Origin of the sequence: Streptomyces sp. NPDC087263 (assembly GCF_044744645.1) — a bacterium.
GTDB lineage: Bacteria > Actinomycetota > Actinomycetes > Streptomycetales > Streptomycetaceae > Streptomyces.
Window position 1 is genome coordinate 458,594 of sequence record NZ_JBIUYT010000008.1, and the last position, 15,356, is coordinate 473,949.

A 15,356-nucleotide genomic window follows, 5' to 3' on the forward strand; every position below is an offset into this window, starting at 1 on the left:
GCGCGGGGGCCCCCGCGGCAGGGGGGCCCCCCCCGGCCCCCCCCCCCCGCCCGGGGCCCCCAAACCCGCCCGGGGGGGGCCCTAATGTTTGTTTCCCCCCCCCCCGGGCGCCACGTTTCTGCTCAAGTGTCGGTTGGGATCAGCCCTCGTCGTGGGAGACGGCGCGGCGCGCATCCGCGTCCAGGACGCCCCAGCTGATGAGCTGCTCGGTGAGGACCGAGGGCGACTGGTCGTAGATGACGGCGAGCGTGCGCAGGTCGTCCTGGCGGATCGACAGCACCTTGCCGTTGTAGTCACCGCGCTGCGACTGGATCGTCGCCGCGTAGCGCTGCAGGGGGCCTGCCTTCTCGGCCGGCACGTGGGCCAGGCGCTCAAGGTCCAGGACCAGCTTCGGCGGCGGCTCGGCGGCCCCGCCCGGAGTGGTGCCCGGCAGCAGCTCCTGCACCGGAACCCCGTAGAAGTCCGCGAGCTCGGCAAGACGCTGCACGGTGACGGCGCGGTCTCCGCGCTCGTACGAACCGACCACGACCGCCTTCCAGCGTCCCTGGGACTTCTCCTCGACGCCGTGGAGGGAAAGGCCCTGCTGGGTGCGGATGGCCCGGAGCTTGGCCCCGAGCTGTTTGGCGTATTCGCTGGACATATAGCTCCCCGGACGCTGTATCAACGTGCGGCTCGGCCGCGCGGCTGGTGACTCACTGTGAGGTTACGCAGCGTTACTCTCCCCCGTCAAGCCGAATGGTCCGGACCGACCCTTCTGTGGGAGTCACCGGCCATGGCTTGAAGGGGGGTGATCAGGCGCGTTGCCGGGCTGGTAGCGTGGATGGCGCAATTCCGACGTCCTTTAATGATCCGTCCCGTGAGGCGGAGAAGGAGGTCCGTTTCCTATGGACACCGAGCATGACAAGCAGCAGTACGAGACCGATGCGCGGCCCGTTCTCGAAGGCCCCGACATCGCGCGGGTGCTGACCCGCATCGCCCACGAGATCGTCGAGCGCGCCAAGGGCGCCGACGACGTGGTGCTTCTCGGCATCCCGACCCGGGGCGTCTTCCTCGCCCGGCGGCTCGCCGTGAAGCTGGCGGAGATCACCGGCCGCAAGATCCCGGTCGGCTCCCTCGACATCACCATGTACCGCGACGACCTGCGCATGCATCCGCCGCGCGCGCTGGCCCGCACCGAGATCCCCGCCGACGGCATCGACGGCCGCCTGGTCGTCCTCGTCGACGACGTGCTCTTCTCCGGCCGCACGATCCGCGCGGCGCTCGACGCGCTGAACGACATCGGCCGCCCGCGCGCCGTGCAGCTCGCGGTTCTCGTCGACCGCGGTCACCGTGAACTGCCCATCCGCGCCGACTACGTCGGCAAGAACCTCCCCACGTCGTTGCGGGAGACGGTCAAGGTCCAGCTCGCCGAGGAGGACGGTCGCGACACCGTGCTGCTCGGTGCGAAGCGGACCTCCACGGGCGGCGAGCAGTAGCCACGCGCAGGCGTACGTCCCTTTCGTACGCCCTCGCACAGCCGCGCGCCCGAAATCTCCCGCGAACTGAACTTCCTTACGGAGCCTGAAAGATGCAGCGTCATCTCATCTCGGCCGCCGACCTCACCCGCGACGACGCCGTCCTGATCCTCGACACCGCCGAGGAGATGGCCCGGGTCGCCGACCGGCCGATCAAGAAGCTGCCGACCCTGCGCGGCCGCACCGTCGTCAACCTCTTCTTCGAGGACTCGACCCGGACCCGGATCTCCTTCGAAGCCGCCGAGAAGCGTCTCTCCGCGGACGTCATCAACTTCACGGCCAAGGGGTCGAGCGTCTCCAAGGGCGAGTCCCTCAAGGACACCGCCCAGACACTCGAAGCCATGGGCGTCGACGCCGTCGTCATCCGGCACGGCGCCTCCGGAGCCCCCTACCGGCTCGCGACGTCCGGCTGGATCGACGCGGTCGTCATCAACGCCGGTGACGGCACCCACCAGCACCCCACCCAGGCCCTGCTCGACGCCTTCACCATGCGCCGTCGGCTCGTCGGGCGGGACGCGGGGATAGGGCAGGACCTGGCCGGCAAGCGGATCACGCTCGTCGGCGACATCCTGCACAGCCGCGTCGCCCGCTCCAACGTCGACCTGCTGCACACCCTCGGCGCCGAGGTCACCCTGGTCGCCCCGCCCACCCTGGTGCCGGTCGGCGTCGAGGCCTGGCCCTGCGAGGTCTCGTACGACCTGGACAGCACGCTCTCCAAGTCCGATGCCGTCATGCTGCTGCGTGTGCAGCGCGAGCGGATGAACGCGGCGTTCTTCCCGACCGAGCGCGAGTACTCGCGGCGCTACGGCCTGGACGGAGACCGCATGGCGCGGATGACGGAGCACGCCATCGTGATGCACCCCGGCCCCATGGTCCGCGGCATGGAGATCACCGCCGAGGTCGCCGACTCGGACCGCTGCACCGTCGTCGAGCAGGTCACCAACGGCGTCTCGATCCGAATGGCCGTCCTGTACCTGCTCCTTGGCGGCAACGAGCCCGCCGTCACCCACACCCGTACCGAGGAGAAGTAAGCACATGAGCAAGATCCTTATCCGCGGGGCGCGGGTGCTCGGCGGCGAGCCGCAGGACGTACTCGTCGACGGCCCGGTCATCGAGGCGGTCGGCACCGGGCTCTCCGACGAGGGCGCGGAGGTGGTCGAGGCCGAGGGCAAGGTGCTGCTGCCGGGGCTCGTCGATCTGCACACCCATCTGCGTGAGCCGGGCCGCGAGGACTCCGAGACCGTGCTGACCGGCACGCGGGCGGCGGCGAGCGGCGGCTACACCGCCGTGTTCGCCATGGCCAACACCTTCCCGGTAGCCGACACCGCCGGCGTCGTCGAGCAGGTCTACCGACTCGGCCAGGAGCATGGCTACTGCGACGTACAGCCCATCGGCGCCGTCACCGTCGGCCTGGAGGGCAAGAAGCTCGCCGAACTGGGCGCCATGCACGAGTCCGCCGCCGGGGTCACGGTCTTCTCGGACGACGGCAAGTGCGTGGACGACGCGGTGATCATGCGCCGGGCGCTGGAGTACGTGAAGGCCTTCGGCGGGGTCGTGGCGCAGCACGCGCAGGAGCCGCGGCTGACCGAGGGCGCCCAGATGAACGAGGGCGTCGTCTCCGCCGAACTGGGGCTCGGCGGCTGGCCGGCGGTGGCCGAGGAGTCGATCATCGCCCGGGACGTCCTGCTCGCCGAGCACGTCGGCTCCCGCGTCCACATCTGCCACCTGTCGACCGCCGGATCCGTCGAGATCGTCCGCTGGGCCAAGTCCCGCGGCATCGACGTCACCGCCGAGGTCACCCCGCACCACCTGCTCCTTACCGACGAGTTGGCGCGCACGTACAACCCGGTCTACAAGGTCAACCCGCCGCTTCGCACCGAGCGTGACGTGCTGGCTCTGCGGCAGGCGCTCGCCGACGGCACGATCGACATCGTCGCCACCGACCACGCCCCGCACCCGCACGAGGACAAGGACTGCGAGTGGGCCGCGGCCGCCATGGGCATGGTGGGGCTCGAAACCGCGCTGTCCGTCGTCCAGCAGACGATGGTCGAGACCGGACTGCTCGACTGGGCCGGCGTCGCGGACCGGATGTCCGCCAAGCCCGCCGAGATCGGCCGGGCCACCGGTCACGGCCGTCCCGTCTCGGCAGGTGAGCCCGCCAACCTCACGCTGGTCGACACGGAATACCGTGGGACCGTGGACCCCGCGGGCTTCGCCTCGCGCAGCCGCAACACCCCGTACGAGGGCCGTGAGCTGCCGGGCCGTGTCACGCACACCTGGCTCCGGGGCAAGGCCACCCTCGTGGACGGGAAGCTCGCGTGACACCTCAGATGATGATCGCCGCCGAACAGAAGTCGGCGGAAGTGACCGACTGGGCCGCCCGCGTCGGCTGGCTCGTCGGACTCGCCCTCTTCGTCGCGCTCCTCTACTGGCTGATGCGCGAGGGCTGGAAGTGGCGCGGCACCCTCCAGGGCGACCTGCCCGAGCTGCCCACCGCGCCGTCGGACCTCGGTCCGGTGAGACTTGAACTGACCGGTCGCTACCACGGCTCCACCACCGCCGGGCAGTGGCTGGACCGCATCGTCGCGCACGGCCTGGGCACCCGCAGCAGGGTCGAGCTCACGCTGACGGACGCGGGCCTTGACGTCGTACGCCCGGGAGCGGCCGACTTCTTCGTCCCGGCCGCGCAGCTCCGCGAGGCCAGGCTGGACAAGGGCATCGCGGGCAAGGTCCTCACCGAGGGCGGCCTGCTCGTCGTCACCTGGGCGCACGGCGACCGGCTGATCGACTCGGGGTTCCGCTCCGACCGCGCGGCCGAGCACAACGAATGGGTCGACACCCTGAACGACATGATCGACAAGAGCCACAAGGGCGACATGAGCAACGACACGGAAGGCGCACGATGACGACCTCCACCAAGGGAACCGTGAAGGTTCCCGCCGTACTCGTCCTGGAGGACGGCCGGGTCTTCCGCGGCCGTGCCTACGGGGCCGTGGGGGAGACCTTCGGCGAAGCGGTGTTCTCCACCGGCATGACCGGCTACCAGGAGACCCTCACCGACCCGTCGTACCACCGCCAGGTCGTCGTGATGACCTCCCCGCACGTCGGCAACACCGGCGTGAACGACGAGGACCCGGAGTCGCAGCGGATCTGGGTCGCCGGTTATGTCGTACGGGATCCCGCGCGCGTGTCCTCCAACTGGCGCTCCCGGCGCTCGCTGGACGAGGAACTGCGCAACCAGGGTGTCGTCGGCATCAGCGGCATCGACACCCGTGCCCTGACCCGCCACCTGCGTGAGCGCGGCGCCATGCGCGTCGGCATCTTCTCCGGCAACGCGCTGCCTGACGAGGGCACCATGCTCGCGGAGGTGCGGCAGGCCCCTGAGATGGTCGGCGCCAGCCTCTCCGAGGAGGTCGCCACCAAGGAGTCGTATGTCGTCCCGGCGATCGGTGCGAAGCGCTTCACCGTCGCCGCCCTGGACCTGGGGATCAAGGGCATGACCCCGCACCGGATGGCCGAGCGTGGCATCGAGGTGCACGTGCTGCCCGCGACCGCCACGGTCGAGGATGTGTACGCGGTGAATCCGGACGGCTTCTTCCTCTCCAACGGCCCGGGCGACCCGTCCACCGTGGACCTGAGCGTCGTCAAGGCGGTGCTGGCCCGCAAGACCCCGCTCTTCGGCATCTGCTTCGGCAACCAGATCCTGGGCCGCGCGCTCGGCTTCGGCACGTACAAGCTGAAGTACGGCCACCGCGGCATCAACCAGCCGGTGCAGGACCGTACGACCGGCAAGGTCGAGGTCACCGCGCACAACCACGGCTTCGCCGTCGACGCGCCGCTCGACAAGGTGTCCGACACCCCCTACGGCCGCGCCGAGGTCTCCCACGTCTGCCTGAACGACCAGGTCGTCGAGGGGCTTCAGCTGCTCGACCAGCCGGCCTTCAGCGTCCAGTACCACCCCGAGGCGGCGGCGGGCCCGCATGACGCGGCCTACCTGTTCGACCGCTTCGTAGAGCTCATGGAGGGCCAGCGTGCCTAAGCGCACCGATATCCAGTCCGTCCTGGTCATCGGCTCCGGCCCGATCGTCATCGGCCAGGCCGCCGAGTTCGACTACTCCGGCACCCAGGCGTGCCGCGTCCTGCGCGCCGAGGGCCTCAGGGTCATCCTCGTCAACTCCAACCCGGCGACGATCATGACCGACCCGGAGATCGCCGACGCCACCTATGTCGAGCCGATCACCCCGGAGTTCGTCGAGAAGATCATCGCCAAGGAGCGGCCGGACGCGCTGCTGCCCACCCTGGGCGGCCAGACGGCCCTGAACACCGCCATCTCCATGCACGAGCAGGGTGTCCTGGAGAAGTACGGCGTCGAGCTGATCGGCGCCAACGTCGAGGCGATCAACAAGGGCGAGGACCGCGAGCTCTTCAAGGGGGTCGTCGAGGCCGTCCGCGCCAAGATCGGGCACGGCGAGTCCGCCCTGTCCGTGATCTGCCACTCCATGGACGACATCCTCAAGGGCGTGGAGACGCTGGGCGGTTACCCCGTCGTCGTGCGGCCCTCCTTCACCATGGGCGGCGCGGGCTCCGGCTTCGCGCACGATGAGGAGGAGCTGCGCCGGATCGCGGGGCAGGGCCTCACGCTTTCGCCGACCACCGAGGTGCTCCTGGAGGAGTCCATCCTCGGCTGGAAGGAGTACGAGCTGGAGCTGATGCGCGACAGACACGACAACGTCGTGGTCGTCTGCTCCATCGAGAACTTCGACCCGATGGGCGTGCACACCGGCGACTCGATCACCGTCGCGCCCTCGATGACGCTGACCGACCGCGAGTACCAGCGGCTGCGCGACATCGGCATCGCGATCATCCGCGAGGTCGGCGTCGACACCGGCGGCTGCAACATCCAGTTCGCGGTGAACCCCGAGGACGGCCGGATCATCGTCATCGAGATGAACCCGCGTGTCTCGCGTTCCTCGGCCCTGGCCTCCAAGGCGACCGGCTTCCCGATCGCCAAGATCGCGGCCAAGCTCGCCGTCGGCTACACGCTCGACGAGATCCCGAACGACATCACGGAGAAGACCCCGGCGTCCTTCGAGCCGACCCTCGACTACGTCGTCGTCAAGGCCCCGCGCTTCGCCTTCGAGAAGTTCCCGAGCGCCGACTCCACCCTCACCACGACCATGAAGTCGGTCGGCGAGGCCATGGCGATCGGCCGCAACTTCACCGAGGCACTCCAGAAGGCGCTGCGCTCGCTGGAGAAGAAGGGCTCGCAGTTCACGTTCGTGGGCGAGCCCGGTGACAAGGCTCTCCTGCTGGAAGAGGCGGCCCGGCCGACCGACGGGCGTATCAACTCCGTCATGCAGGCCATCCGCGCGGGCGCCACTCCCGAGGAGGTCTTCGAGTCGACGAAGATCGACCCGTGGTTCGTGGACCAGCTGTTCCTGATCAAGGAGACCGCGGACGAGCTGGCGGCCGCCGACAAGCTGGATCCCCAGCTGCTGGCCGAGGCCAAGCGGCACGGCTTCTCCGACGTCCAGATCGGTGAGATCCGCGGGCTGCGCGAGGACGTCGTCCGCGAGGTGCGGCACGCGCTCGGCATCCGTCCGGTCTACAAGACGGTCGACACCTGCGCCGCCGAGTTCGCGGCCAACACGCCGTACTTCTACTCCTCCTACGACGAGGAGACCGAGGTCGCCCCACGTGTGAAGCCCGCGGTCATCATCCTGGGCTCAGGACCCAACCGCATCGGCCAGGGCATCGAGTTCGACTACTCCTGCGTCCACGCCTCCTTCGCGCTGAGCGACGCGGGCTACGAGACCGTGATGGTCAACTGCAACCCGGAAACGGTGTCGACCGACTACGACACCTCCGACCGCCTCTACTTCGAGCCGCTGACGCTGGAAGACGTGCTGGAGATCGTCCACGCGGAGACGCTGGCCGGCCCGGTCGCGGGCGTGATCGTGCAACTCGGCGGCCAGACCCCGCTGGGCCTGGCACAGGCCCTCAAGGACAACGGCGTCCCGATCGTGGGCACTTCGCCCGAGGCCATCCACGCCGCCGAGGACCGCGGCGCCTTCGGGCGGGTCCTGGAGGAGGCCGGCCTGCCGGCTCCCAAGCACGGCACCGCCACCACCTTCGCCGGGGCCAAGGCCATCGCCGACGAGATCGGCTACCCCGTCCTGGTGCGGCCGTCGTACGTCCTCGGCGGACGCGGCATGGAGATCGTGTACGACGAGACACGGCTGTCCTCCTACATCGCCGAGTCGACCGAGATCAGCCCCTCCCGTCCGGTGCTGGTCGACCGGTTCCTCGACGACGCGATCGAGATCGACGTCGACGCCCTGTACGACGGCGAGGAGCTGTACCTCGGCGGCGTCATGGAGCACATCGAGGAGGCCGGTATCCACTCCGGCGACTCGGCGTGCGCGCTGCCGCCGATCACCCTCGGCGGGTTCGACATCAAGCGGCTGCGAGCCTCGACCGAGGCCATCGCCAAGGGCGTTGGCGTACGCGGACTCATCAACATCCAGTTCGCGCTGGCCGGGGACATCCTGTACGTCCTCGAAGCCAACCCGCGTGCCTCGCGCACCGTCCCCTTCACCTCGAAGGCGACCGCGGTACCGCTGGCGAAGGCCGCCGCCCGCATCTCGCTCGGCGCGACCGTCGCCGAACTGCGGGCCGAGGGGCTGCTGCCCGCCAACGGTGACGGCGGCACGCTGCCGCTCGACGCGCCGATCTCCGTCAAGGAGGCCGTCATGCCGTGGTCGCGCTTCCGCGACATCCACGGGCGCGGCGTCGACACGGTGCTCGGCCCGGAAATGCGCTCCACCGGCGAAGTCATGGGCATCGACTCGGTGTTCGGCACGGCGTACGCCAAGTCCCAGGCGGGCGCGTACGGTCCGCTGCCGACCAGGGGCCGCGCCTTCATCTCCGTCGCCAACCGCGACAAGCGCTCAATGATCTTCCCGGCGCGTGAACTGGTCGCCCACGGCTTCGAATTGCTCGCCACATCCGGTACGGCCGAGGTGCTCAGGCGCAACGGCCTCAACGCCACGGTCGTGCGCAAGCAGAGCGAGGGCGTGGGTCCCAACGGCGAGAAGACCATCGTCCAGCTCATCCACGACGGCCAGGTCGACCTCATCGTCAACACGCCGTACGGCACCGGCGGCCGCCTCGACGGCTACGAGATCCGTACGGCGGCCGTGGCGCGGTCCGTCCCGTGCCTGACGACGGTTCAGGCGCTCGCCGCCGCCGTCCAGGGCATCGACGCACTCAACCGCGGTGACGTGGGCGTGCGTTCATTGCAGGAACACGCCGAGCATCTGACCGCGGGCCGCGACTAGCAGCCCTGAGGGGGACACCGGAAACGGTGTCCCCCTCTTCATGAGGCCCTTCATGAGGACATGATCATGTACAGGATTTTCTTCCGGCTCGTCTTCCAACGGATGGACCCGGAGCAGGCCCACCACCTGGCCTTCCGCTGGATCCGCCTCGCCGCCCGCATCCCGGTGCTCCGCACCTTCGTCGCGGCTGCCCTCGCGCCCCGCTACGACGAACTGCGCACGGAGGCGTTCGGGCTGCGGATGCACGGCCCGTTCGGGCTCGCCGCCGGCTTCGACAAGAACGCCGTCGCCATCGACGGGATGTCGATGCTCGGCTTCGACCACATCGAGATCGGCACCGTCACCGGGGAGCCGCAGCCCGGCAACCCCAAGAAGCGGCTGTTCCGGCTTGTGCCGGACCGGGCGCTGATCAACCGTATGGGGTTCAACAACGAGGGCTCCGCGGCCGTCTCCGAGCGCCTGGCGGCCCGTACGCCCGTCTTCAGGACCGTCGTCGGCGTCAACATCGGCAAGACCAAGGCCGTCCCCGAGGCGGAGGCCGTCGGTGACTACGTGAAGTCGACCGAGCGGCTGGCCCGCCACGCCGACTACCTCGTGGTCAACGTGAGCTCGCCGAACACCCCCGGCCTGCGCAACCTCCAGGCCACCGAGGCGCTGCGGCCACTGCTGAGCGCCGTCCGTGCGGCCGCCGACCGCGCGGTCACCGACCGGCGGGTGCCGCTCCTCGTCAAGATCGCGCCCGACCTCGCCGACGACGACATCGACGCGGTCGCCGACCTCGCCGTCGAACTCGGCCTGGACGGAATCATCGCCACGAACACCACCATCGCGCGCGAGGGACTCGGTCTGAAGTCCCAGCCCTCCCTGGTCAAGGAGACCGGCGGACTCTCGGGAGCGCCGCTGAAATCGCGCTCCCTGGAGGTGCTGCGCCGCCTCTACGCGCGCGTGGGCGACCGCATCACCCTGGTGGGCGTCGGCGGCATCGAGAACGCCGAGGACGCCTGGCAGCGCATCCTGGCCGGCGCCACGCTGGTCCAGGGCTACAGCGCCTTCATCTACGAGGGCCCCTTCTGGGGGCGCGCCATCCACAAGGGGCTCGCCGCGCGCCTCCGTACGAGCCCGTACGCCACTCTCGCCGACGCCGTCGGCGCCGACGTGAGGAAGTCCGCATGAGCCTGGAACCCTTCGGTGCACGTCTTCGCCGTGCCATGGACGACCGTGGTCCGCTGTGCGTCGGCATCGACCCGCACGCCTCGCTGCTCGCCGACTGGGGCCTCAGCGACGACATCGCGGGCCTGGAACGCTTCAGCCGCACCGTCGTGGAGGCGCTGGCCGACCGGGTCGCCGTCCTGAAGCCGCAGAGCGCGTTCTTCGAGCGCTTTGGGTCGCGCGGCATCGCCGTCCTGGAGAGGTCGGTCGAGGAGGCGCGGGCGGCCGGTGCGCTGGTCGTGATGGATGCCAAGCGCGGCGACATCGGCTCGACCATGGCCGCGTACGCGGAGACCTTCCTGAGCAAGGACGCGCCCCTGTTCTCGGACGCGCTGACCGTGTCGCCGTACCTGGGGTACGGCTCGCTGAAGCCCGCCGTCGAACTGGCCCGCGAGAGCGGCGCCGGTCTCTTCGTCCTCGCGCTCACCTCCAACCCGGAGGGCGGCGAGGTGCAGTACGCGGTCCGTGCGGACGGCAGGAACGTCGGAGCGACCATGCTGGCCCACCTCGCCGCCGAGAACGCGGGAGAGACGCCTCTGGGCTCCTACGGTGCGGTGGTGGGCGCCACGCTGGGCGACCTCTCCTCGTACGACCTGGACATCAACGGGCCGATCCTCGCGCCCGGGATCGGCGCTCAGGGGGCCACCGCGGCCGATCTCGCGGGTGCCTTCGGCGCGGCGGTGCGCAATGTCGTCCCGAATGTCAGCCGGGGTGTTCTGCGTCACGGTCCCGACGTCGTCGCGCTGCGGGAGGTCGCTGAGGGCTTCGCGGAGGAGATCAGGGCCGCTGTGGGGGGCGCCTGAGCCGTCCGAAGTCCTCGCGGCGGTCCTTGGGAGTGCGTTTAGGTGCCTCGGAGGCACTCCGACGAGGGTCTTCGGAGGGTGCCGAGCCTGAATACATCCTCAAATCCGGGGCGATATGTCGGAAATGTTCGACTCCGGAGAGGCTGACCAGGACTTTTCCGCTGTTCTCGCTGACTCTGGCGCACTTGCCCGCTAGTCTCCGACGCAGAGGGAGCGGGCAAGCGTGTTGCTCGTAGCTCCCCAGGTGTGGGGCGACTAGGTTCCTCACCGGTCCGTATCCGACAGTTCGACATCCGAGGTGACGTAGGCGTGGCTCTTCCGCCCCTTACCCCTGAACAGCGCTCAGCCGCGCTCGAAAAGGCCGCCGCGGCTCGCCGGGAGCGGGCCGAGGTCAAGAATCGACTCAAGCACTCCGGCGCCTCCCTTCACGAGGTCATCAAGCAGGGCCAGGAGAATGACGTCATCGGCAAGATGAAGGTCTCCGCTCTCCTGGAGTCCCTGCCGGGCGTGGGCAAGGTCCGCGCCAAGCAGATCATGGAGCGACTGGGGATCTCCGAGAGCCGTCGTGTACGCGGCCTCGGTTCGAACCAGATCGCCTCCTTGGAGCGTGAGTTCGGCGGCGCGGGCGCCTGAGTTCTGGGCACCCCGTGATTGCTGGAATAATCGCTGCATGAGTGAACGTCCGCGGCTGACCGTGCTCTCCGGCCCCTCAGGGGTCGGTAAGAGCACGGTCGTCGCTCATATGCGCAAGGAACACCCCGAGGTCTGGCTCTCGGTGTCGGCGACGACCCGTAAGCCGCGCCCCGGTGAGAAGCATGGAGTCCACTACTTCTTCGTCAGTGACGAGGAGATGGACAAGCTGATCGCCAACGGTGAGCTGCTGGAGTGGGCCGACTTCGCCGGCAACCGTTACGGGACGCCGCGTGCGGCTGTTCTGGAGCACCTGGAAACGGGTGTGCCGGTCCTCCTGGAGATCGACCTCCAGGGCGCCCGACAGGTCCGCGAGTCCATGCCGGAGGCCCTGCTCGTGTTCCTGGCCCCTCCCTCCTGGGAGGAACTGGTGCGCAGACTCACCGGCCGGGGCACCGAACCGCCCGAGGTGATCGCGCGCCGTCTGGAGGCCGCCAAGATCGAACTGGCGGCCGAGACCGAGTTCGATGTCACCCTTGTCAACACCTCCGTCGAGGATGTAGCGCGTGAGCTGCTAGCCTTGGTCGAAGTTGTTTGATCTTTCAGGTCTTTTTCCCTTTTCGGAAGGCAGAGCGTGTCCTCTTCCATCACCGCTCCCGAGGGCATCATCAACCCTCCGATCGACGAGCTCCTCGAGGCCACCGACTCGAAGTACAGCCTGGTGATCTACGCGGCCAAGCGCGCCCGCCAGATCAACGCGTACTACTCGCAGCTCGGTGAGGGTCTCCTTGAGTACGTCGGTCCCCTGGTGGACACCCACGTCCACGAGAAGCCGCTTTCTATCGCCCTGCGCGAGATCAACGCGGGCCTGCTGACGTCCGAGGCCGTTGAGGGCCCCGCTCAGTAGCCGTTGTTTTCATCGTTCTCATCGTTCTTCGTCATCCCAGGCCTGGCAGCGCGACTGTCGGGCCTGTGGTGTGTCATGGAGTCGTTCGGCTCGGATTTTTCGGCTCGAGTCGTTCGGCGTCGTACGTTCTCGAGTGTGGGGAGACCCGGTGGACAAGCCCAAGGTCGTGCTGGGGGTCAGCGGTGGCATCGCCGCGTACAAGGCCTGTGAGCTGCTGCGCAGGCTGACCGAGTCCGGTCATGACGTACGCGTCGTACCGACAGAGTCCGCCCTGCACTTCGTCGGCGCCGCCACCTGGTCCGCCCTCTCCGGCCAACCGGTCGCCACCGAGGTCTGGTCGGACGTCCACGAGGTGCCGCACGTCCGCATCGGCCAGCACGCCGACCTGGTCGTCGTGGCCCCGGCGACGGCCGACCTGCTGGCCAAGGCGGCCCACGGCCTCGCCGACGACCTCCTCACGAACACCCTTCTCACCGCCCGCTGCCCGGTCGTCTTCGCGCCCGCCATGCACACCGAGATGTGGGAGCACCCGGCGACACAGGAGAACGTGGCGACGCTGCGCCGCAGGGGCGCCGTCGTCATCGAGCCGGCCGTGGGGCGGCTGACCGGCGTCGACACCGGCAAGGGGCGGTTGCCCGACCCCTCGGAGATCTTCGAGGCCTGCCGACGGGTGCTCGCACGGGGCGTGGCCGAACCGGATCTCGCCGGCCGTCATGTCGTGGTCAGCGCGGGCGGCACCCGCGAGCCGCTCGACCCCGTCCGCTTCCTCGGCAACCGCTCCTCCGGGAAGCAGGGCTACGCCCTCGCCCGTACGGCGGCCGCGCGGGGCGCCAGGGTCACACTGATCGCCGCCAACACCGGACTGCCGGACCCGGCCGGGGTGGACGTCGTACAGGTCGGAACCGCCGTGCAGCTGCGCGAGGCGGTGCTGAAGGCGGCCCCGGACGCCGATGCGGTGGTCATGGCCGCGGCCGTGGCGGACTTCCGCCCGGCGACGTACGCGACCGGAAAGATCAAGAAGAAGGACGGCCGGGAGCCGGACCCGATCGTGCTGGTCCGCAACCCGGACATCCTCGCCGAGATCTCGGCGGACCGGCCCCGTCCCGGCCAGGTGGTGGTCGGTTTCGCCGCCGAGACGGACGACGTACTGGCCAACGGACGTACGAAACTCGAGCGCAAGGGCTGCGACCTCCTCGTGGTGAACGAGGTGGGGGAGCGGAAGACCTTCGGTGCCGAGGAGAACGAGGCCGTGGTGCTCGGCGCCGACGGCAGCGAGACCCCGGTGCCGTACGGGCCGAAGGAGGCGCTGGCCGACATCGTGTGGGATCTGGTGGTGCCCAGGCTCGGGTAATGGTGGCGCCCCGGCTCGGGTAATGGTGGCGGCCCGGTTCGAGTGGAGGTGGTTGCCCCGGTTCGGGTGAAAGGGGAACATCTCAGTCACGTGAAATCTCAGCCACGGGGGAACGCCACAATTGCCTCAACAGGCGCCACAAGACGCGCAAAAACGGGCGTGGCGACCCTGGCGGAGACCGAGCGTCATAGCGGAGAATGCCCGTGCCGCAGGTCACAGCGCTTCCGCGAAGCGAGACAGATGGGCCTATAGGCGAGTGCGACCGATAAACTGTTCGCGGACGACGCCGGGCGCAGCCCCCGGCCGTCCACCAATGATCAGCCAGCAGCCGCTGCAACCTCAGGGAGCGTTGTGTCCCGTCGCCTGTTCACCTCGGAGTCTGTGACCGAGGGTCACCCCGACAAGATCGCTGACCAGATCAGCGACACCATTCTCGACGCGCTTCTGCGCGAGGACCCGAAGTCCAGGGTCGCCGTGGAAACGTTGATCACGACCGGCCTGGTGCACGTGGCCGGAGAGGTCACCACCAAGGCGTACGCGCCGATCGCGCAGCTCGTCCGCGACAAGATCCTCGAGATCGGGTACGACTCCTCGAAGAAGGGCTTCGACGGCGCGTCCTGTGGCGTTTCGGTGTCCATCGGCTCGCAGTCGCCCGACATCGCGCAGGGCGTCGACACGGCGTACGAGAAGCGGGTTGAAGGCGATGAGGACGAGCTCGACAAGCAGGGCGCGGGCGACCAGGGCCTGATGTTCGGCTACGCGACGGACGAGACGCCCGCGCTGATGCCACTCCCGATCCACCTCGCGCACCGCCTCGCGCGCCGCCTCTCCGAGGTCCGCAAGAACGGGACGATCCCGTACCTGCGCCCCGACGGCAAGACCCAGGTCACCATCGAGTACGACGGCGACAAGGCGGTCCGTCTGGACACGGTCGTCGTCTCCTCGCAGCACGCGTCGGACATCGACCTGGAATCGCTGCTGGCCCCCGACATCCGCGAGTTCGTGGTCGAGCCGGAGCTGAAGGCCCTCCTGGACGACGGCATCAAGCTGGAGACCGAGGGCTACCGTCTCCTGGTCAACCCGACGGGCCGCTTCGAGATCGGCGGCCCGATGGGCGACGCCGGCCTGACCGGCCGCAAGATCATCATTGACACGTACGGCGGCATGGCCCGCCACGGCGGCGGTGCCTTCTCGGGCAAGGACCCGTCCAAGGTCGACCGCTCCGCCGCGTACGCCATGCGCTGGGTCGCCAAGAACGTCGTCGCCGCGGGCCTCGCCACCCGCTGCGAGGTCCAGGTCGCGTACGCCATCGGCAAGGCCGAGCCCGTCGGCCTCTTCGTCGAGACCTTCGGCACCGCCAAGGTCGACGCAGAGAAGATCGAGACCGCCATCACCGAGGTCTTCGACCTCCGCCCGGCGGCCATCATCCGCGACCTCGACCTGCTGCGCCCGATCTACGCCCAGACCGCCGCGTACGGCCACTTCGGACGCGAGCTGCCCGACTTCACATGGGAGCGGACGGACCGTGTGGAAGCGCTGCGCAAGGCTGTTGGCCTGTAAGGCTGGTTGTGCGGCGAGGCCCGGCCCCCTTGGGGGGTGCCG

The 15,356-nt window shown here is 69.2% G+C and carries 14 protein-coding genes; 13 read left to right on the plus strand and 1 reads right to left on the minus strand.

Annotated features, from left to right (window positions below):
- Positions 1-139: 139 nt before the first annotated feature.
- Positions 140-640, minus strand: coding sequence for a transcriptional regulator BldD (gene bldD / locus ACIPC1_RS27185; protein WP_067366005.1), 501 nt, complete (start codon positions 638-640; stop codon positions 140-142).
- 244 nt (positions 641-884) lie between these two features.
- On the opposite strand from bldD, the gene pyrR reads away from it, so the two are divergent.
- The 13 genes from pyrR (at position 885) to metK (ending at position 15,314) form a co-directional block, all read left to right on the plus strand.
- Positions 885-1,475 carry a bifunctional pyr operon transcriptional regulator/uracil phosphoribosyltransferase PyrR gene (gene pyrR, locus ACIPC1_RS27190; protein ID WP_402521296.1) on the plus strand — a complete coding sequence of 197 codons (591 nt, stop codon included), beginning with the start codon at positions 885-887 and terminating at the stop codon, positions 1,473-1,475.
- 92 nt (positions 1,476-1,567) lie between these two features.
- Positions 1,568-2,545: an aspartate carbamoyltransferase catalytic subunit gene (locus ACIPC1_RS27195; RefSeq protein WP_402521298.1), complete on the plus strand. Its 978-nt coding sequence runs from the start codon at positions 1,568-1,570 to the stop codon at positions 2,543-2,545.
- A gap of 4 nt (positions 2,546-2,549) precedes the next feature.
- Positions 2,550-3,836, plus strand: coding sequence for a dihydroorotase (locus ACIPC1_RS27200; RefSeq protein WP_402521301.1), 1,287 nt, complete (start codon positions 2,550-2,552; stop codon positions 3,834-3,836).
- A complete protein-coding gene (locus ACIPC1_RS27205) occupies positions 3,833-4,420 on the plus strand; it encodes a hypothetical protein (protein ID WP_402521305.1) in 588 nt (195 codons plus the stop codon). Before ACIPC1_RS27200 ends, ACIPC1_RS27205 begins: the two co-directional genes overlap by 4 nt.
- Positions 4,417-5,553: a glutamine-hydrolyzing carbamoyl-phosphate synthase small subunit gene (gene carA / locus ACIPC1_RS27210; RefSeq protein ID WP_402521309.1), complete on the plus strand. Its 1,137-nt coding sequence runs from the start codon at positions 4,417-4,419 to the stop codon at positions 5,551-5,553. Before ACIPC1_RS27205 ends, carA begins: the two co-directional genes overlap by 4 nt.
- Positions 5,546-8,854, plus strand: a complete 3,309-nt coding sequence (carB, locus tag ACIPC1_RS27215) for a carbamoyl-phosphate synthase large subunit (RefSeq protein ID WP_402521311.1) — start codon at positions 5,546-5,548, stop codon at positions 8,852-8,854. The genes carA and carB overlap by 8 nt, the downstream gene beginning before the upstream one ends.
- 66 nt (positions 8,855-8,920) lie before the next feature.
- The gene (locus ACIPC1_RS27220) at positions 8,921-10,027 is read left to right on the plus strand and encodes a quinone-dependent dihydroorotate dehydrogenase (RefSeq protein ID WP_402521313.1); all 1,107 of its coding nucleotides are present in this window, start codon (positions 8,921-8,923) and stop codon (positions 10,025-10,027) included.
- The gene (pyrF, locus tag ACIPC1_RS27225; RefSeq protein ID WP_402521316.1) at positions 10,024-10,866 is read left to right on the plus strand and encodes an orotidine-5'-phosphate decarboxylase; all 843 of its coding nucleotides are present in this window, start codon (positions 10,024-10,026) and stop codon (positions 10,864-10,866) included. Before ACIPC1_RS27220 ends, pyrF begins: the two co-directional genes overlap by 4 nt.
- Positions 10,867-11,175: 309 nt before the next feature.
- Complete coding sequence (locus tag ACIPC1_RS27230; RefSeq protein ID WP_384389499.1) at positions 11,176-11,499, plus strand: integration host factor; 324 nt, start codon at positions 11,176-11,178, stop codon at positions 11,497-11,499.
- Positions 11,500-11,536: 37 nt separating this feature from the next.
- Positions 11,537-12,094 (plus strand): guanylate kinase, encoded by a 558-nt coding sequence (gene gmk / locus ACIPC1_RS27235; RefSeq protein WP_384389496.1) that lies wholly within the window; start codon positions 11,537-11,539, stop codon positions 12,092-12,094.
- A gap of 36 nt (positions 12,095-12,130) precedes the next feature.
- Positions 12,131-12,403 carry a DNA-directed RNA polymerase subunit omega gene (gene rpoZ, locus ACIPC1_RS27240; protein WP_003982715.1) on the plus strand — a complete coding sequence of 91 codons (273 nt, stop codon included), beginning with the start codon at positions 12,131-12,133 and terminating at the stop codon, positions 12,401-12,403.
- Between the two features lie 148 nt (positions 12,404-12,551).
- Complete coding sequence (gene coaBC, locus ACIPC1_RS27245; protein WP_402521322.1) at positions 12,552-13,754, plus strand: bifunctional phosphopantothenoylcysteine decarboxylase/phosphopantothenate--cysteine ligase CoaBC; 1,203 nt, start codon at positions 12,552-12,554, stop codon at positions 13,752-13,754.
- A 351-nt stretch (positions 13,755-14,105) separates the two neighbouring features.
- Positions 14,106-15,314, plus strand: a complete 1,209-nt coding sequence (metK, locus tag ACIPC1_RS27250; protein ID WP_384389490.1) for a methionine adenosyltransferase — start codon at positions 14,106-14,108, stop codon at positions 15,312-15,314.
- Positions 15,315-15,356: the final 42 nt, after the last annotated feature.